General features: G+C 63.7%; 20 protein-coding genes. 11 read left to right on the top strand and 9 right to left on the bottom strand.

Features of this window, described 5'->3' with window-relative positions; translation table 11 throughout:
• The first annotated feature begins 80 nt into the window (after positions 1–80).
• From MHY87_RS11850 to MHY87_RS11840, 3 genes are read left to right on the top strand one after another with little or no spacing between them, the layout of a single operon-like run.
• Positions 81–227 carry a histidine kinase gene (locus MHY87_RS11850; protein ID WP_239351973.1) on the top strand — a complete coding sequence of 49 codons (147 nt, stop codon included), beginning with the start codon at positions 81–83 and terminating at the stop codon, positions 225–227.
• Entirely contained in the window at positions 227–1,159 is a 933-nt protein-coding gene (gene xerD, locus MHY87_RS11845) for a site-specific tyrosine recombinase XerD (RefSeq protein ID WP_239351972.1), read from the top strand. The genes MHY87_RS11850 and xerD overlap by 1 nt, the downstream gene beginning before the upstream one ends.
• A 15-nt stretch (positions 1,160–1,174) precedes the next feature.
• Positions 1,175–1,465 carry a GIY-YIG nuclease family protein gene (locus MHY87_RS11840; protein WP_239351971.1) on the top strand — a complete coding sequence of 97 codons (291 nt, stop codon included), beginning with the start codon at positions 1,175–1,177 and terminating at the stop codon, positions 1,463–1,465.
• 120 nt (positions 1,466–1,585) lie between these two features.
• Here MHY87_RS11840 and metW read toward each other — a convergent pair whose 3' ends face one another.
• Both metW and MHY87_RS11830 read right to left on the bottom strand, forming a co-directional pair.
• A complete protein-coding gene (gene metW, locus MHY87_RS11835; protein WP_239351970.1) occupies positions 1,586–2,230 on the bottom strand; it encodes a methionine biosynthesis protein MetW in 645 nt (214 codons plus the stop codon).
• On the bottom strand, positions 2,227–3,396 hold the full coding sequence (locus MHY87_RS11830; protein WP_239351969.1) for a homoserine O-acetyltransferase: 1,170 nt from the start codon (positions 3,394–3,396) through the stop codon (positions 2,227–2,229). The genes metW and MHY87_RS11830 overlap by 4 nt, the downstream gene beginning before the upstream one ends.
• 867 nt (positions 3,397–4,263) lie before the next feature.
• Here MHY87_RS11830 and MHY87_RS11825 point away from each other — a divergent pair.
• Genes MHY87_RS11825 through MHY87_RS11815 form a run of 3 tightly spaced genes read left to right on the top strand, consistent with a single transcriptional unit; the run spans position 4,264 to position 7,202 of the window.
• A complete protein-coding gene (locus tag MHY87_RS11825) occupies positions 4,264–5,103 on the top strand; it encodes a chorismate mutase (protein ID WP_239351968.1) in 840 nt (279 codons plus the stop codon).
• 55 nt (positions 5,104–5,158) lie between these two features.
• A complete protein-coding gene (hisC, locus tag MHY87_RS11820; protein ID WP_370644901.1) occupies positions 5,159–6,262 on the top strand; it encodes a histidinol-phosphate transaminase in 1,104 nt (367 codons plus the stop codon).
• Positions 6,255–7,202, top strand: coding sequence for a prephenate/arogenate dehydrogenase family protein (locus MHY87_RS11815; RefSeq protein WP_239351965.1), 948 nt, complete (start codon positions 6,255–6,257; stop codon positions 7,200–7,202). The genes hisC and MHY87_RS11815 overlap by 8 nt, the downstream gene beginning before the upstream one ends.
• A gap of 152 nt (positions 7,203–7,354) precedes the next feature.
• Here the strand turns inward: MHY87_RS11815 and MHY87_RS11810 are convergent, their stop codons facing one another.
• Positions 7,355–8,404: a DUF2125 domain-containing protein gene (locus MHY87_RS11810; RefSeq protein WP_239351964.1), complete on the bottom strand. Its 1,050-nt coding sequence runs from the start codon at positions 8,402–8,404 to the stop codon at positions 7,355–7,357.
• 116 nt (positions 8,405–8,520) lie between these two features.
• On the opposite strand from MHY87_RS11810, the gene MHY87_RS11805 reads away from it, so the two are divergent.
• On the top strand, positions 8,521–9,066 hold the full coding sequence (locus MHY87_RS11805; RefSeq protein WP_239351963.1) for a gamma-glutamylcyclotransferase: 546 nt from the start codon (positions 8,521–8,523) through the stop codon (positions 9,064–9,066).
• Here the strand turns inward: MHY87_RS11805 and MHY87_RS11800 are convergent.
• The 3 genes from MHY87_RS11800 to MHY87_RS11790 form a co-directional block, all read right to left on the bottom strand.
• Entirely contained in the window at positions 9,054–9,416 is a 363-nt protein-coding gene (locus tag MHY87_RS11800; RefSeq protein WP_239351962.1) for a hypothetical protein, read from the bottom strand. The genes MHY87_RS11805 and MHY87_RS11800 overlap by 13 nt on opposite strands.
• A 134-nt stretch (positions 9,417–9,550) precedes the next feature.
• A complete protein-coding gene (locus MHY87_RS11795) occupies positions 9,551–10,351 on the bottom strand; it encodes a 1-acyl-sn-glycerol-3-phosphate acyltransferase (RefSeq protein WP_239351961.1) in 801 nt (266 codons plus the stop codon).
• 39 nt (positions 10,352–10,390) lie between these two features.
• Positions 10,391–11,164: a YdcF family protein gene (locus tag MHY87_RS11790; protein ID WP_370644900.1), complete on the bottom strand. Its 774-nt coding sequence runs from the start codon at positions 11,162–11,164 to the stop codon at positions 10,391–10,393.
• On the opposite strand from MHY87_RS11790, the gene MHY87_RS11785 reads away from it, so the two are divergent.
• Positions 11,052–11,339 (top strand): hypothetical protein, encoded by a 288-nt coding sequence (locus MHY87_RS11785; protein ID WP_239351959.1) that lies wholly within the window; start codon positions 11,052–11,054, stop codon positions 11,337–11,339. The genes MHY87_RS11790 and MHY87_RS11785 overlap by 113 nt on opposite strands.
• Before the next feature lie 4 nt (positions 11,340–11,343).
• Here the strand turns inward: MHY87_RS11785 and MHY87_RS11780 are convergent, their stop codons facing one another.
• Complete coding sequence (locus MHY87_RS11780) at positions 11,344–12,330, bottom strand: cell division protein FtsX (protein WP_370644899.1); 987 nt, start codon at positions 12,328–12,330, stop codon at positions 11,344–11,346.
• A complete protein-coding gene (locus MHY87_RS11775) occupies positions 12,327–12,950 on the bottom strand; it encodes an ATP-binding cassette domain-containing protein (RefSeq protein ID WP_239352272.1) in 624 nt (207 codons plus the stop codon). The genes MHY87_RS11780 and MHY87_RS11775 overlap by 4 nt, the downstream gene beginning before the upstream one ends.
• 361 nt (positions 12,951–13,311) lie before the next feature.
• Here MHY87_RS11775 and hpt point away from each other — a divergent pair, with 361 nt between their 5' ends.
• Positions 13,312–13,881 (top strand): hypoxanthine phosphoribosyltransferase, encoded by a 570-nt coding sequence (gene hpt, locus MHY87_RS11770; RefSeq protein ID WP_239351956.1) that lies wholly within the window; start codon positions 13,312–13,314, stop codon positions 13,879–13,881.
• On the opposite strand, the gene MHY87_RS11765 is transcribed toward hpt, so the two are convergent.
• Complete coding sequence (locus MHY87_RS11765) at positions 13,882–14,391, bottom strand: TspO/MBR family protein (protein ID WP_239351954.1); 510 nt, start codon at positions 14,389–14,391, stop codon at positions 13,882–13,884.
• A gap of 67 nt (positions 14,392–14,458) precedes the next feature.
• Here MHY87_RS11765 and MHY87_RS11760 point away from each other — a divergent pair, with 67 nt between their 5' ends.
• Both MHY87_RS11760 and MHY87_RS11755 read left to right on the top strand, forming a co-directional pair.
• Entirely contained in the window at positions 14,459–15,613 is a 1,155-nt protein-coding gene (locus MHY87_RS11760; protein ID WP_239351952.1) for a PLP-dependent aspartate aminotransferase family protein, read from the top strand.
• Positions 15,614–15,829: 216 nt separating this feature from the next.
• Complete coding sequence (locus MHY87_RS11755; RefSeq protein WP_239351950.1) at positions 15,830–17,776, top strand: bifunctional 2',3'-cyclic-nucleotide 2'-phosphodiesterase/3'-nucleotidase; 1,947 nt, start codon at positions 15,830–15,832, stop codon at positions 17,774–17,776.
• Positions 17,777–18,099 lie beyond the last annotated feature (323 nt).

The raw sequence follows: 18,099 nt of genomic DNA, 5'->3' as shown, positions 1-18,099 counted from the left end.
GTGGAATGAACCTTAACGTAAGTACTTGCCTTTGCGGCCCATGCATGGTTGTAGCGAAGGAACGCTAAGAAGAGGGTCCATTGCCCACCTTATTCCGGTTTCTCCTCGTCGTTGCCATTCTCGCGGGCCTAGGGTTTGCCGCCATGTTCGCGCTGGCGACCCTCGTCCAGCCCGATCCGCGCGAGATCACGGTGCCGGTTCCCACCCAGCGGAACCCTTCCTCCTGATGAACGGCGCGCGCCAGGCCAGCCTTTTCCTGGATATGCTTGCCGCCGAGCGCGGCGCTTCCAAGAACACGCTGGACGCCTATCGGCGCGACCTCGACGATTACCTAAGCTTTCTCACCGAGGAAAAGGCTCAGCCCGACAACGCCTCCGCCGCCATCATTCGCGGCTTCATGGCAAGCCTGGAGGAGCGTGGCCTGAAGGCCTCGTCCGCCGCCCGCAGGCTTTCCGCCGTTCGCCAGTTTCACAAATTTTTGTATGTGGAAGGCTATGCCCCCGCCGACCCCACGGCAGCCGTCTCGGCGCCGAAGCGGGGCAGGGCACTGCCCAAGGTCCTGTCCGTCGATCAGGTCGACCGCCTGCTGCAGGTGGCCCACGAGGGCGTCTCGCACCCTAAGGCCTCACCTGCCGAGCGTCTGAGGGCCGCGCGCATGGCGTGCCTGCTGGAACTGCTCTATGCCACGGGCCTGCGCGTCTCCGAGCTCGTCTCGCTTCCGCGTAGCGCTGCCAAGACCCGCGACCGCTTCCTCGTGGTTCGGGGAAAAGGCGCGAAGGAGCGCCTCGTGCCGCTCACCGATGCGGCGCGGGATGCGGCGCGCGCCTATCTCGCGCTGCTGGAGGAGCAGGGAAAGGCGGTAGGCCCCTGGCTGTTTCCCGCCGACAGCGAGACCGGTTATCTCACCCGCCAGGCCTTCGCGCGCGAGTTGAAAAACGTGGCGGGCGGAGCAGGCCTGCGCGCCGACAAGATCAGCCCGCACGTGCTGCGCCACGCCTTCGCGAGCCACCTGCTCCAGAATGGCGCGGACTTGCGCGTGGTGCAGGAGTTGCTCGGCCATTCCGACATCTCGACGACGCAGATCTATACGCACGTGTTGGACGAGCGTCTGAAGAGCATGGTGCGCGATCTGCACCCGCTGTCGTCGGGAGAGGGGTAGTTTCAGGCAAGCGCGATGTCTAAGAGCTACGCTGTATATATCTTAGCCAGTCGAAAGAATGGCACGCTCTATATTGGTGTCACCGGAAATCCCTTACAGAGAATGGAGCAGCATAAGTCTCTGGCTATAGCTGGCTTTACGCGTCGGTATGGAGTGACAAGGCTCGTCTATGTCGAATGGTATGACGATATTCACGAGGCCATTGCACGTGAGAAACAGCTGAAGGGCTGGAATCGAGCTTGGAAGATAAAGCTTATCGAGCAGTCCAATCCTGAATGGGCCGATCTCGATCCAACAGCTGCTTGAGGAGGTGGTGTCATCCTCAGGCCAAGCCGCAGGCGAGGGAAGGGGATCCACGATCAAGCGCTGCGCTATGGATTCCCTTCCCCTTCGCTGCGCTCCGGCCGGGAATGACACTGAGGCTGACTACTTCCGCTTCAGCAGAAACACGCCCTGATCGCCGACGAGGTTCCAGACCCACCAAGGCAGGCTCACCTGCATGGGCTTGCCGCCTGCATTGAGGGCGACAGCTTTTTCCATCTGCGCGCCGACTTCGCGACACAGCTCCACGAAATCGCGGATGGTGCAGAAATGGATGTTGGGCGTGTCGTACCAGGAATAGGGCAGGTTTTCCGTTACCGGCATCCGACCCTTGAGCGCCAGATCGACACGAACGCGCCAATGGCCGAAATTCGGGAACGACACGATGGCGCGGCGGCCGATGCGCAGCAGGTTTTCAAGCACCACGCGCGGCTGGCGTGTCGCTTGGATCGTCTGCGAGAGGATCACGTAATCGAAGGCATCGTCCGGGTAATCGGAAAGATCCGTATCCGCATCGCCCTGGATCACCGGCAGGCCTTTTGCAAGGCAGGCATTCACGCCCTCGCGGGAAATCTCGATGCCGCGCCCGTCCACGTTCTTGCGGTCGCGCAGGAGCGAGAGCAGCGCGCCGTCGCCGCAGCCCACGTCAAGCACGCGCGAGCCTGGCTCGACCATGTCGGCGACGAGCAGGAAGTCGAGGCGGTGGCCGGTAGCGAGGTCCGTGGCGGGCAGGGTGAGACCTGATGTCATGCGATCCCCCGCACGCGTGCTGCCGCGTCGATGAAGCCCCGCGCTGCCGCAAACATTTCCGGCTCTTCGAGCAGGAAGGCGTCGTGCCCCTTGTCGCTTTCCACCTCCACGAAACCGACCGATGCTGCCGCCGCATTGAGCGCATGCACGATGGCGCGCGAGTCGGTGGTGGGGAAGAGCCAGTCGGAGGTGAACGAGATCACGCAGAAGCGCGTGGCCGAGCCCTTGAAGGCTTTGGCGAGTGAGCCGCCATGCTCCGCCGCGAGATCGAAATAATCCATCGCCCGCGTCACGTAGAGGTAGGAATTGGCATCGAACCGCTCGACGAAGGAGATGCCCTGATAGCGCAGATAGCTCTCGATCTGGAAATCGGCGTCGAAGGAGAAGGTCGGCGCTGAACGGTCCTGGAAGTTGCGGCCGAATTTCCGGTGCAGCGCCATCTCGGAAAGGTATGTGATGTGCGCGCCCATGCGCGCCACCGCGAGGCCTTTCGAGGGCCGCGTGCCCTCGAGCAGATAGCGTCCGCCGCGCCAGTCGGGATCGGCCATCACGGCCTGGCGGCCGACCTCGTGAAAGGCGATGTTCTGGGCCGAGTGGCGCGCGGCGGTGGCGATGGGCAGGGCCGCGAAGACGCGATGCGAATAGCTCGCCGCCCATTGCAGCACCTGCATGCCGCCCATGGAGCCGCCGATCACGCAGAACAGGGTTTCGATGCCTAAGCGGTCGATGAGGGCTCCTTGAGCGCGCACCATGTCGCGGATGGTGACCACCGGAAAATTCAGGGCATAGGGCTGGCCGGTCGCAGGATCGGTCGAGGCCGGGCCCGTGCTGCCCATGCAGCCGCCGATCACATTGGCGCAGATCACGAAGAAGCGGTCGGTGTCCACCGGCTTGCCGGGGCCGATCATGGTCAGCCACCAGCCCGGCTTGCCCGTCACCGGATTATCGTTCGCCACATGCTGGTCGCCGGTGAGCGCATGGCAGATCAGCACCGCGTTGGACTTCTCGGCGTTGAGCGTGCCGTAGGTCTGGTAGGCGATCTGCCAGGGGCTAAGCGCGATGCCGGAATCCATCATCAGGGGCTCGTCCGCGCCGAAGCGCATGACCAGACTCGACGGATCGTCGGCTTGGCTTCGCGCTTCCAGGGAGAGGGGGGACGATGTCATGGATGATGCGGCCGTGTTCGGTTTGCCGAACAATCCGTAATTCGGGCAGGTCCAGCCGTCAACGAAGATGAGGGTTCATGGCTGAGTTGCGAGGTCTTGGTGCGAGGGGAGCAACACGGTTGTCTGTTGTCAAAGAGCGCGTGGGCAAAGGCATGGGGGAATGACCTCGCGAGCTTTTGGCTCCGAGGGGATAGGTCGAGGGAGACGCGAGGAGGCGTCCGGCTCGATTGTGGAGTGTGTGAAGAACCCGACGGCTCCTCGCGCACGGTTCTTTTAGGCGTACACCGTGTCTTTCAACGATGGGCCTCCCGCCGACAGGTTTGCGAAACCTGACACAGGACCGCTCCCGGCTCCGACAATCACGACGCCTCGCGAGCGCGCCCCTCGTTGAGCCGGGACACCAACAGCTATAGCCAAGGTTAGGAACCTTGTCAAGAACAAAAGCGGAACATGCGCTCCTTGCACCGGCTCCTCCCTGTCCACCTCTCGTCATCCCGGACGGCAAAGCCGAGCCGGGATCGTACGCAGGATAGGACGCCTCCTCCCTCCCCCTTGCGGGGAGGGGTTAGGGGTGGGGGTGGTGCAACCGGGTGGGCGGGATGACAAGTCGGACGCTGTAGCCTCTGTGCATGCACTGGATGAAGCGCAGCGCTTGGACTTTGCGACCCCCACCCTTCATCCCTCTCCCACTCGGGAGAGGGGATCTGCGCCATTCTCGTCGGGCGATCCCGGGTTCCGCTGCGCGGCCCCGGGAGGAAGCTGTTCTCATCAAGGAGATTGTTGCCGCTTCCTTCGCTCCCCATCGCCGGGGATGACAAGCGGATGCAAACGGGTCAAAGAAAGGCGCAACGTTTCAGGACCGAAGCCATGAGCACCGCAAAGCCCGCACCGTCCCTTGCCGAGCTGCGCCAGGAGATCGACCGTATCGACGAGGCGATGCACCGGCTGCTCATGGAGCGCGGCACTATCATCGACCGGCTGATCGAGTCCAAGAAGGCGTCCGAGACGGGGATCAGCTCCGCCTTCCGCCCGGGCCGCGAGGCCTCGATGATGAAGGCTTTGGCCGAGCGCCACACGGGCCTGCTGCCGCTCGATACGGTGGAGAGCATCTGGCGGGTGATCATCGGCACCTTCACCTATGTGCAGTCGAACTACTCGGTCCATGCCGACGTGTCGGGGGGCGATGCGCCCATGCGCGACTCGGCCCGATTCCATTTCGGCTTCACAGTTCCTTACATCACTCACCCCAGTGCGGCGGCGGTGATCGAGGCCGTGGCGACCTCCAAGGGCGATCTCGGCATCTTCCGCCTCGACCAGGGCGCGACCAGTGGCGCGTGGTGGCGCACGCTCGCAGAGAAGGACCGGCCGAAGGTCATCGCGCGGTTGCCCTTCATTGAGCGGCCGGACCATCCGGCGGGCACGCCGGTTTTCGTGATCTCCAAGCCTCTCGTCGATAATGCCGTGCGCGACGTAGTGCTCTATGCGGCCCAGTTCGAGCGCTGGCACAAGGGCGCGAACCAGGCGCTGACGCGGCTCGGCGGTGAGGTGGTGGCAAGTGCTGCCGATGCCAACGGCCTCTCGGAGTTGATCGCGGTGCCCGGCATCGTGGAAGCCTCCCGCCTTCAGCAGGAGCTGACGGAGGCGGGCGCCAGCCTCGCCCAGCTCGCGGAGATCGGCAGCCATGCCGAACGTTTCCACGTGAAATGAAGATCAAGCTGGGTTAGAGCCCTGTTCGCAATCGTTTGCCTAGAAAGTTTTGAAAATGTCCGTCCGTCCCGAACCCCGTCCCGGCGTGATGCAGATCGACGCCTATGTGCCCGGCAAGAGCAAGGCCGCGGGAGGCGTGAAGGTTCATAAGCTCTCCTCGAACGAGACGCCGCTGGGCCCCTCGCCGAAGGCCATCGAGGCGGTGCGGACGTTCGATCATCTCGAGCTTTACCCGGATGGCTCGGCCACGAAGCTGCGCGAGGCCATCGGCGCGAAGTATGGGCTCGACCCCAGCCGCATCATCTGCGGCGCGGGCTCCGACGAGCTGCTCTCGCTGCTCGCCTATACCTATGTGGGTCCGGGCGATGAGGGCGCCTTCAGCGAGCATGGCTTCCTCGTCTATCGCATCGCGATTCTCGCTGCCGGCGGCACGCCCGTCGTTGCGCCGGAAAAGGATTTTCACGCGGATGTGGATGCGATTCTGGCGCGCGTGACGGAGAAGACGAAGATCGTTTTTCTCACCAATCCCAACAATCCGACCGGCACCTACATTCCCTTCGACGAAGTGAAGCGCCTGCATGCGGGCCTGCCGCCCCATGTGGTGCTGGTGCTCGATGCGGCTTACGCGGAATACGTGCGCCGCAACGATTACGAGGCCGGTCTCGAACTCGTCGCCACGGCAGAGAACGTGGTGATGACGCGCACCTTCTCGAAGATCTACGGCCTGGCGAACATGCGCGTCGGCTGGATGGTCGCGCCCGCGCACATCGCCGATGCGGTGAACCGCGTGCGCGGACCCTTTAACATGAACGGCCCCGCCATGGCAGCGGGCATCGCGGCGGTGCAGGACGAAGAGCATGTGGCGAAGGCTTTCGCGCACAACGAGCAATGGCTCGCATGGCTCACGAAGGAGATCGAGGCGCTGGGGCTGAAGGTCACGCCGAGCGTCGCGAATTTCATGATGATCCATTTCCCCGAAGCAGCCGGGCAGACCGCGAAAGACGCGGATGCGTTCCTCTCCAGCCGCGGCCTCATCCTGCGCCGCATCGAGGCTTATGGCATTCCCAACGCGCTGCGCCTGACGGTCGGCAGCGAGGAAGCGAACCGTCTCGTGGTCGAGGCTCTGCGCGATTTCATGAAAGGCGGCAACCATGCCTGAGCGTCTTGGTCCCCCTCTCGACAAGCCGCTGTTCAAACGCGTCGCGCTGATCGGCCTCGGCCTGATCGGCTCGTCCATTGCGCGCGCGGTGAAGCATCTCAATCTTGCAGGCACCCTCGTTGCCATTGATCGCAGCGAAGAGGTGGTGGCGCGCGTGCGCGAATTGGGAATCGCCGACGAGGCGACGACCGATTTCGTGGCGGGCGTGACGAATGCCGATCTCGTGATCCTCTGCGTGCCGGTCGGTGTCTGCGGCGCTGTCGCGGAAGTCATCAAGCCGGGATTGAAGCCCGGCTGCATCGTGTCCGATGTGGGTTCGGTGAAAGCGTCCGTGATCGCGCAGGTGCAGCCGCATCTGCCTGAAGGCGTGCATTTCGTGCCCGCGCATCCGGTCGCAGGCACGGAGCATTCAGGCCCCGATGCGGGCTTCGCCACGCTCTTCCACAATCGCTGGTGCATTCTCACCCCACCGGAAGGCGAGGATGAAGGTGCCATCGAACGCGTGCGCGCTTTCTGGACGGCCATGGGCTCCAACGTGGAGATCATGGCGGCGCAGCATCATGATCTCGTGCTGGCGATTACGAGCCACGTGCCGCATCTCATCGCCTACAACATCGTGGGCACGGCGGCGGATCTGGAAACCGTCACGCAAGGCGAGGTGATCAAGTTCTCTGCCGGCGGCTTCCGCGACTTCACGCGCATCGCCGCATCCGATCCCACTATGTGGCGCGACATCTTCCTGCACAACAAGGAAGCCGTGCTCGAAATGCTGGGCCGTCTCAACGAGGATATCGCGCTGCTTGCGCGCGCCATCCGCTGGGGCGAGGGCGACAAGCTGCACGATCTCTTCACCCGCACCCGCGCCATCCGCCGCGGCATCATCTCGTCGGGTCAGGAAACGGCGGAGCCCGATTTCGGACGCCGCAAGGATCAGGCGTAAGCGCTGCGCTTCATTCAGTAAGCAGCGACGATCTTACAGTGTCATTCCCGGCCGGAGCGCAGCGGAGGGGAAGGGAATCCACGATCAAGCGTTGCGCTATGGATCCCCTTCCCTCGCCTTTGGCTCGCCGGGGATGACACAACTGCGCATCGTCAATAAAGCGGCTGCAGCCTCACGTTCGGGATCACGAATGGTCCCATCGCGATGAAGCCATTGTTGAGGGTGAGCGTCGGCAGCGGTGTGAGCTGCTGCTGCGCATTGTTGCCGCCTTGCGCGCGCGGGCCTTGTCCGAGCAAGGCGCCGAGAAGAGCGCCGCTGGCGCGATTGCCCGTGAGATTGCCGATGAGGCCGTCGAGGCCTGCGGCCGCCACGTTGAGCTGGCCTGCGGGACGATGCTCCTCGTCGAGGTTGAGCTTGCCTTTCGCCTCCATGCGGCGCGGGCCTTTAGTGGCGGACAGCATCAGGATGTCGAGCGTGCCGCCGGCGCTGCGCCAGCGTTCCAGCTCCTGCGCGATCGGACGGCCCTGGAAGCCCGTGGCCTGCGAGACGGTGACATCCGCATTGAGATCCGTGAGTTCCGAGCCACCGATGAGCGCATCAAGCAGCGGCACGGTCGCCTGCCGGATCGACAGGGCCGCGTCATAGGCCTTCTCCGACGCGCGGGATGGATTGGGGCGCAGGTGTAGTTCGAGATACTGGCTCGAGGTGGCGATGTCCTGCGGCGCCAGACCCGTCACCGTGAACTTCGGCGCCGTCACAGCCACGGACAAACGCTGCAGCCCACTCCGCGAAGCGTGGATGCTCGCCTGCAGCAGATCCCACTGTCCCTGCACGTTCGCCTTGCCGTCGGTGACGCGCAAGGGACCGGCTGCTTCCACGATCACGAGGCGCGGCTGATAGACCTGCGCGATGGCTTCCGTGCGTCCGAAGGAGGCGGTCACCGCGCCCTGCTTCAGTTGCAGCGTGTTGCAGACGATCTCGATGCGGAACGGATAGCCCGCGATGGTGCGGTCCGTGCAGGTCCATTGCCGCCCATTGCGCGCCTCCGCTGTCATCCACGCATCGAGCGCCTCGGCCGCGCGGTTGCGGATGAAGAACCAGGCGACGCTCCAGGCAATTGCGACGAGAAGCAGCAGGATGAAAGGCGTATAGAGCCAGAAACGGCTACGGCGATGGTTTTCCGTGCTGACGGCCTCGACCATGCAAGATCTCCTGTTGTGCTGCTGCTTCGTAGCTGGTAGCGCCCGATAGGAAAAGCGATCTCCGCTTTTCCGTCAAAGCGCGGCTTCCTAAAAGACGAAGCAGGCAAGGTTCGGGCATGAAAGCAGTGACGGACGGGTCTGGCGATCTGTGGGTTTTCGGCTACGGCTCCCTCATGTGGAGGCCGGGCTTTCCTTTCGTCGAGCGCCGCCATGCGCAGCTCTACGGCTATCGCCGCGCGCTTTGCGTTCTCTCCCATGTCCATCGTGGAACACCTGAGAACCCTGGGCTCGTGCTCGGCCTCGACCGGGGCGGCCGCTGCCACGGCGTGGCCTTTCGCGTCGCGAAGGACGAGGCGGAGGCGACGGTGCATTACCTGCGCGAGCGCGAGCAGGTGACGAGCGTGTACCTCGAGCGGCACCTGTCCTTGCGGCTCGACGACGGCAGTCCGGTCACCGCCCTCGGCTACGTGGCCGACCGCAAGCATCAGCAATATGCGGGCAATCTCGGCTTCGAGGAGGTGTTGGCCCTGGTGCGGCAGGGGAAGGGCATCTCAGGCGCGAATCCCGATTACGTCCGCTCCACACACGAGCATCTGCTGACCATGGGGGTCGTCGACCCGCTGATGCAGCGAATCGTCGAGGCGCTCGATCAGGAGGCGTGATCCGCGTTCTCGCGCAGGTCCGCCAGGATTTCGCGACGGCGGGCCTCCGTGTCGGCGAGGCGGTGGATGTGAAGCTCGGAGGCGCCGTGCTCCTGTACCTTTTCAAGCCATCGCGTCCGCGTCTCCGCGCTGGGCTCCGCGCCCGCGAGCACGGAATCGACCACGTGGCCGGTGCCGCCTGCATCGCGGCTGACCGCCAGAATCACGGCGTCCGTGATTTCGAGGAGTTCGTTCAGATCGAGAGGATGCACGCCGACGATATAGCGGCGGCCCGACAGGCCACGCCATGAGCTCAAGGTAGCGGGAGAGGAGCGCAGCCCCGCCGTTGCCCTCAACCTTTCCTCGCGCACGCCAGCCCTCCGCATTCGGTCGTTGCGGAGGTCCCGCATAGCCGTATTCCAGGATATGGTTCGCTTGTTCGCCATATGTTCTTATATGTAGGTGCGGCGAAGCGACCCGTCAAGGTCGAGAAAGCTTAGCAGTATCAGATATTTGTGGTCGAAGCGGCGGGCGTCTGGGCCGAATCGCTCAAGCCCAGCTCACGCCGTCCTTCCGCAAGCAATCTGTTGGAGGATTCCTCAATCCGCTCCTGCGTGAGCTTGAAGAATTCCTCTCGCGGCAGGCCGGGCGCGATGGGGTCGAGAATCTCCACGCGGATCGTACCGGGGCGGCGGATGAACTGGCGGCGGGGCCAGTAGAGGCCGGAATTCAGGCCGACCGGAATGCAGGGAAAGCCGAGGTTCTGATAAAGATGCGCCACGCCGTATTTGTAGGCCGGGGGCGCTCCCGGCGGACGGCGCGTGCCTTCCGGAAAGATGATGATCTGGCGGCCGTGCTGCGCCTCTTCCTTGGCGCGTGCCGTCATCTGCATGAGGGCTGAGGATCCGGCCTTGCGGTTCACCGGCACGCAGCCCGCCTTCCAGAGATACCAGCCGAAGAAGGGAAGCCACATCAGCTCCCGCTTCAGGATGAAGGTCGGATCGTCGAACAGCGTCAGCAGCGCGAAGGTTTCCCACAGGGACTGGTGCTTGGCCGCCACCAGAGCGCCGCCGGGCGGAATCTTCTCAAGCCCGCTAATCTCGACCTTCGTGCCGGCGATGATCTGCTGCAGCCAAAGGGAGGAGCGCGCCCAGGCCTGCACCATCCTGATGAAGACCTTGCGCGGCATCACCATGCCCGGGATCAGCAGGATCAGCCATAGGATGAGGTAGGCGTAGAAGACGACGTTGAACAGCAGGGAGCGAACGAACAGCATGGCTTCGTGAAAAAGGAAAAAGCGGAGCATGAGGCTCCGCGGGTAATTTCACCTTAGTGAGTTCGGGCTCTAGTGCAAGGACGTGTGAGCGCTGGCCTGCTGGCTTGGGGCGCCACGGCTGATGAGATAGGCCATCGAGGAATCCTCCGGGTCGTCCTCGAAGCGGGTGCGGACCCAGACGGCCAGGAACTTCAGATATTCGGTGGCCAGTACCTTGGCAGTTGCCGGATCGTGCCACCAGGCATGCGGGTCGACGGTCGCGGCGACAGGGTAGGGGATCTTCTGCCGGTTCGGCAGGGCATGGTCGAGTTCCACCAGCATGCGGGGCATGTGGTAGTTCGAGGTCACGACGATGAGGGTGTCGAAGCCGTTCGTTTCGGCCCAGCGCCGCGTCTCGATGGCGTTGCCGATGGTGTTGCGGGCCCGGTAATCCAGGTCCACGCAGCAATCGAAGAGCTGGCGCTGGCCGGGATTGAGGCGCGAGATCTGGTCGCGGCTGGTCTTCTCGTTGACGCCGGAGATCAGGAGCCGCTTGGCATAGCCCTTGGCCAGCAGGTCGATGGCGTCGCCGATGCGCTGCGCGCCGCCGGTCATGGCCACGATGCCGTCGGCCCGGGTTTCCGGCTGCTGCTCGAAACGATCAAGGCTGTAGACGAAGGCCAGGAAACCGAGAAAACCGGTCAGGCAGAAGGTGGCCAGGCTCCATGCACCGATACGCAGGATACGCCGCATGGGGGACCTTTTATCGGGGCGCGCCGCGGCACCGGACATCGTCCAGCCCCAGCCCAAGGCTTCAGCGGATTCCATGGCGCTCGGCGTCCAACTCTGCGTCTGCGAACTCATCTCGGGTGATGATAAGGGAGAATGCGGCAATGGAGAGGCAACTCTCTTTATCCACTGGAAGCTGCGCAACATGCAGAAAGAAATTCCGTTTTTCCGCGTAAGGCGATGGGCTGCTTCACAAAACGAGCAAGGGATGGAGCCCGAAGGCGGGAAGACCTTTCGAGTCCGGCAATGAAGGATCAACCATTTCCGTTAAGAAAACGTCTCACCGTCAGCCGCGACACGACACCCGTGACCAGCGCCACCAGGAGCGCGATGAGGATGACGACGAGATAGCCGGTCCAGCTGATGCTGAAGGCTCCGAAGAGGGCCTCGATCTGGTCTCCTGCCGGGCTGGCGCGCCAGGAGCGGGTGATGAGGCCGAGGATGATGGTGAGCACCAAGGCGCCTCCTGCGCCGAAGGCGCTGCCGCGAAGGCCGAGCCTGAAGAAGCGGCGTTGAAATTCCTTGGCGATGAAATCGTCGTTGGCGCCTACGAAATGCAGCACTTCCACCACTTCCTTGTTGCCTGCCATGGCTCCGCGCGTGGCGAAGACGACGGCCAAGCCCGCCGCGACCAGAACGAGGGCTACCAGGAAGATGCCGGTGCCGATGATGGTGTTCGCCATGGTGGACAGGCGTGAGACCCACAGCGCGTGATCGTCGAGGGTCGCCCCCGGAACGTCCTTCTGCAGGCTTTGGCGCAAGGGTCCGAAATCGGGCCGCTCGTCCTCTTTCAGCTTGATGACGATGAGGCGCGGGACCGGCAGGTCCTTGAAGTCGAGGCCCGTGCCGAGCCATGGCTCCAGCAGGCGCTCGGATTCTTCCTTCGTAAAGGGCTGGGCCGTTTCCACGCCCGGCGTCTGGCGCGCGAGCACCACCGCCCGCGCCACGTCGTCTTCCATGGAGCGTTGCGGATTGGGGCGGATCTGGATCGTAACCTCGCGGGCGATCTCCGAGCGCCATTGGGCGGAACTGGCGGAGACCAGCTCCGCGCCGCCCGCGCAGAGCGCGGCCAGGAAGGTCAGGATCGCGATGACGGCGGCGAGCGCCTGACCGCCCGCCGAGTCCACGGGCACCAGAGGCGCGTTGCGGCTCAAGGAGGCGGGAAGGCGCTTGGCTCCTCCCTGCTCCTTCTGCGGAGCGGCCCTCTTGAGGCGGGGTTGGGGCGCGTTCATCCGGCTCATTCGTCGATATGCAGCCGCCCGTCGCCGAGCACGAGGCGGCGCACGTTGAGCTGATCCATGAGGCTGAAATCGTGGGTGGCGATGACCACCGAGGTTCCGAGCCGGTTGAGTTCGATGAAAAGACGCAGCAGGCGCTTGGCGAGCGAAGGGTCCACGTTGCCGGTGGGTTCGTCGGCGAGCAGCAGGTCAGGCCGCACGATGAGCGCGCGGGCAATCGCCGCGCGCTGCTTCTCGCCGCCGGAGAGCACGGGCGGCAGCATGTGCATGCGGTCCCCTAAGCCCACCCAGCGCAAAAGCTCCACGACCTCGGCGCGGTAGCTCCCCTCGTCCTTGCCCTGGACGCGCAAGGGAAGGGCCACGTTCTCGTAGGTCGTGAGGTGGTCGAGCAGGCGGAAATCCTGGAACACCACGCCCATGCGGCGGCGAAGGCCGGTGAGTTCGTTCTTCGAGATCCGGGAGACGTCCTCGCCGAAGAGCGAGATCAATCCGCGCGTCGGCTTGACCGAGAGCAGGATGAGGCGAAGCAGGGTTGTCTTGCCCGCGCCCGAGGGGCCGGTGAGGAACTGGAAGGAATTCGGTTCGATGGAGAAGGTCAGGTCGCGCAGGACCTCGGGCCCCATGCCATAGCGCACGCCCACATTCTCGAAATGCACCGATGGGGCGGCGCCCTCATCGAATTCCTCGTCGTAATAGGCTCTCACGCGCGCCTGAACCCTCCTGGAAAGCAAGACAAAGTGGCCGGACGGGATGCCGGCCACAGGCGATTCGTCTCAACTTATCGCCCGGTCATGGTTAGCAAGCCATAAACTTGCGGGGCATGGACGGAAAGCAAAGCGGCCGGGGAACATTGCCGCAGGAGCGGTCACGATCTCCCGATTTGCCGGGAAAATCGTGAAGTCCGTTTGACTTCCGCGCGTCGCCATGGTCGTGAAGAGGGAAGCCTTCGGGCCTTTTTGACAATTTTTTCTGGACTGACCGACGATGACCGCTGCCCACCGTATCCGGGTTCTTTTCGACGAAGACGCCATCGCCAAGCGCAACGAGGCGCTGGCGGAGGAGATCGCGCGTTCCAAGCCGGAGAACCTGCTCGTCGTCGCCGTGCTCAAGGGCAGCTTCATGTTCGCGGCGGACCTCATCCGCGCCCTGCACCGGGTGGGCCTCGAGCCGCAGGTGGAGTTCGTGCATCTCTCCAGCTATCTCGACGGCACTGTCTCCTCCGGCAACGTGACGATCCTGCGCGACGTGGAAAGCGACGTGCGCGGCCGCGACGTGCTGCTCGTGGACGACATTCTCGAATCCGGCCGCACGGTGACCTTCGCCAAGGACCTGTTGATGGCCCGCGGCGCGAAGAGCGTGAAGACGGCTGTCCTTCTGGAGAAGCCCGGCAAGCGCGCCGTGTCCATCGATCCGGATTACGTGGGCTTCACCTGCCCCGACGTGTTCGTGATCGGCTACGGCATGGATGTCGCCCATTCCTACCGCCAGCTTCCTTTCGTCGGTGTGCTCGACCGCTACGACACGAACCCGGACCTGTTCGACAAGCCGGAGTAGCTAGCCGTTCAGCTGCCAGATCGAGCCGTTCAGCAGGGTCGCGAAGCAGACCCAGGCGAGATACGGCGCGAGAAGCAGCGCGGCGATCCGGTCGAGCTTCCAGAAAGCAAGGATCGTGGCGAGGATTGCGACGATCAGGGCGGCGATGACGACGAGGCCCAGGAGCGGGCTCTGCGCGCCGAAGAAGGCGAAGGACCAGGCTGAGTTCAGGGCGAGCTGCACGAAGAAGAGAACCACCGCTCCCGTGCGTCCGGGCATGCTCCTCGGCAGCGACAGGATGCGCCAGAGCGCATAAGCCATCATCGCATAAAGAGTGGTCCAGACCGGGGCGAAGAGCCAGTTCGGCGGGCTGAAGCCGGGTTTGGCGAGCCCCGCATACCAGGTCGGGATCTTGGCACGGGTCACGAGGCTGCCCGCGAAGCTGACGGCCACGACCGGCACGACGGCGATCAGAAGCCGCAGGAGCGGCGGTGTTGCATGGCTGCCCGTCACGGTTTGATCTGTCGGCATTACTGAAATCCCTTTAAGAGGTACGCGTCTTCATATCACGCAACTGCCACGCTTGTCGGAGGTTCCCATGTCGTCGTCCCGTCTTCCCTGGTCGAAGCGCAGCCTGACCGCTCAAGCCATGGGGCATGTGGATCCGATCACGAAAGCGGTGGTGCCGCCGATCCACGTGGCGACCACCTATATCCGCGACGAGGACAACGCCTATTCCACCGGCTACGTCTATGGCCGCCCCGACAACGCCACCATCCGCGAGGCGGAAGAGGTGCTGGCGATGCTGGAAGAGGCGCAAGCCGGCGCGCTGCTCTTCTCCTCCGGCATGGCTGCGGCCACCGCCGTGTTCCAGGCGCTCAACCCCGGCGATCACATCGTGGCGTCGAAGGTCATGTACTGGGCCCTGCGCAGCTGGCTGATGACAGAGGCCGTTCGCTGGGGGCTTCAGGTCGATTTCGTGGAGACGGACGATCTCGATGCGCTGCGCAAAGCGGTCGTGCCGGGCAGCACAAAGCTCATCTGGGTCGAGACGCCGTCGAACCCGCTCTGGACCATCACCGATATCGCCGCTGTCGCTGAGATCGCCCGTGCGGCGGGCGCCCGCCTCGCGGTCGATTCCACCACGGCCTCGCCGGTTCACACGCGTCCGCTGACGCTGGGCGCTGACATCGTGATGCATGCGGCGACCAAGGTTCTGAACGGCCATTCCGACGTGGTGGCGGGGGTGCTTGCGGGCGCGAAGGCCGATGAGTTCTGGGCAAAGGTCGCCTCCATCCGCAAGATGCAGGGCGCGATCCTCGGCCCCTTCGAGGCCTATCTCCTGATGCGCGGCATGCGCACGCTCCATGTGCGGACAGCCGCGCAGGCAAAGTCGGCCCTCGATCTGGCGCAGCGCTTCTCCGCGCACCCCAAGGTGGCGCGGGTGCTCTATCCCGGCCTGCCACAGCACCCCGGCCACGACATCGCCGCCCGGCAGATGGAGGGCGGGTTCGGCTACATGCTCTCGATCCAGGTGACGGGTGGTGAAAAAGCCGCCATCGCGACCGCCGCAAAGGTCGGCCTGTGGAAAAGGGCAACCTCGCTCGGCGGCGTCGAGAGCCTCATCGAGCACCGCGCTTCCATCGAAGGTCCCGGAACGCCTTGCCCTCCGGACCTTCTGCGGCTTTCCACCGGCATCGAGGACGTGGAAGATCTCTACCGCGACCTCGACGAGGCGCTCAGGGCGTCGTGAGCCTCCAGTGTCATTCCCGGCCGGAGCGCAGCGGAGGGGAAGGGAATCCATAGCGCTGCACCCAGTCGTGGATCCCCTTCCCTCGCTGGCGCTCGCCGGGGATGACAAGAGGGTGCAATTGGTAGGGATACCTTGAGCCGGCTATCTTGATCCTGTCATAAAAGATGTGCTTCCTTCTGATTAAGGAACAACGTTCCATTCACAGGGAAGCCGTCCATGACATCGTCGATCACCCGCCGCCGCGTTCTTCAAACCGGCGTGGCCGCCGCCGCTCTCTCCACCCTGCCGCACTTCGCCATGGGCCAGGCCAATCCGGTGGTGAAGCTCCGCATCCTGGAGACCACCGATCTCCACGTGAACATCTTCCCTTACGATTACTACCGCGATGCGGCGGACGACACGGTGGGCCTCGCGCGCACCGCAACCCTGGTGAAGGGCGCGCGCTCGGAAGCCAAGAACAGCCTGCTCTTCGATAACGGCGACCTGATCCAGGGCTCGCCGCTCGGCGATTTCGTGGCCTACCGTCAGGGCATGAAGAAGGGCGACGTGCACCCCATGGTCGCCGCCATGAACGTGCTGAACTACGATTGCGGCACGCTCGGCAATCACGAGTTCAACTACGGCCTCGACTTCCTGCAGAACGCGCTGGGCGCTGCGAAATTCCCGCTGGTCTGCGCCAACGTCATCAAGGCCAATGGCGAGACGCTGCAGAAGCCCTGGCTCATCCTCGACCGTGAATTCGTCGATGAAGCGGGCGCGAAGCAGAAGATCAAGGTCGGCGTCATCGGCTTCGTGCCGCCGCAGATCGTGCAGTGGGACAAGGCCAACCTCGACGGCAAAGCCACCACCATCGACATCGTCGATGCCGCGAACAAGCACGTGCCGGATCTGAAGAAGGCCGGTGCCGACATCGTCGTTGCGCTCTGCCATTCGGGCATCGCGGGCGGCGAGCGCAAGGGCGGTGAAGAAAACGCGGCGCTGCACCTCGCGAAGGTCGATGGCATCGACGTCATTCTCACCGGCCACCAGCACTTCGTGTTCCCCGGCGGCAAGGAATTCAACAACATCCCCGGCGTCGACGTGAAGGCCGGCACGCTGCACGGCAAGCCCGCCGTCATGGCCGGTTTCTGGGGCAGCCATCTCGGCCTCATCGATCTCGATCTGACGAAGGACGGCAATGCCTGGAAGGTTGCGAACTTCCGCACCGAGGCGCGTCCGATCTACGACCGTGTCGACCGCAAGGTGGTCGCGAAAGTGGATTCGGATGCAACCGTGATGGCAGCGGCGCAGGCCGGTCACGATGCGACGCTGAAATATGTGCGCGAGCCTGTCGGCACCACGGCGGTTCCGATCCACTCCTATTACTCGCTCGTGGCGGACGATGCGTCCGTGAAGCTCGTGGCCGAGGCGCAGTCCTGGTACGTGGCCGATCAGCTGAAAGCCTCCGCCTTCAAGGACCTGCCGATCCTCTCGGCGGCGGCTCCCTTCAAGGCCGGCGGACGCGGCGGCCCGAACTACTTCACCGAGATCAAGCCCGGCCCGCTCGCCATCAAGGACATGGCGGACATCTACATCTATCCGAACACGATCCGCGTGGTGAAGATCACCGGCGCGCAGGTGCGCGAATGGCTGGAGCGCTCGGCGGGCATCTATAACCAGATCGATGTGGCCAAGGGCGGCGAGCAGGAGCTCATCAACCCGAAATTCCCAGCCTACAACTTCGATGTCATCGCAGGCGTGCAGTACAAGATCGATCCGACGCAAGCCTCGCGCTACGACGACAACGGCAAGGTCGTGAATGCCGACGCGCACCGCATCAAGGACCTGACCTATAACGGCAAGCCCGTGGCGGACGATCAGCAATTCCTCGTGGTGACGAACAATTACCGCGCGGGCGGCGGCGGCAACTTCCCCGGCGCCGACGGCACGACGATGGTGTTCGAGGCGCCCGACCTCACCCGCGACGCGATCATGCGCTACATCATCGAGAAGAAGGAAGTCGCACCGAAGGCCGACGGCTCCTGGTCGCTCGCCGTTCCCTCGGGCGTCACCATGACGTTCACGACGGGCCCGAATGCTTCCGCCTACCAGCCCGCAGGCATCAAGGTCGAGAAGATGGGCGACGCGCCGGAAGGCTTCGTGAAGTACAAGATCGCCGGCTGATTCATGCAGCCCTGACAATCTGAAACGGCCGGGTGAAAGCCCGGCCGTTTTCATTTGTGCGGATGCGTCCTTATGTCCGTTGCGCGCGTATCAAGAAAAAAGTCGCCTGTTCTGCGGGAGTTGTGAGTATCGGGTTCAAAGATCCGGCAGTCTTGATGCTTATTTGAGCATCGCTCAGGCTAAACCCTTGTTCATCTCTTTGTTAGAGGATCGTGTTCGAACGCCTTTGCATATTCTTTTCATTTTAAGATTAAATTCTGTGTTGCTCCATGTCCTCGAAAAATTGGAAAATTGCAGTCTTTCTGCTTTGCATTTTTGAAATT

Source organism: Microvirga sp. ACRRW, assembly GCF_022346925.1.
Classification (GTDB): Bacteria; Pseudomonadota; Alphaproteobacteria; order Rhizobiales; family Beijerinckiaceae; genus Microvirga.
This window is presented reverse-complemented; position numbering and strand designations above follow the sequence as displayed.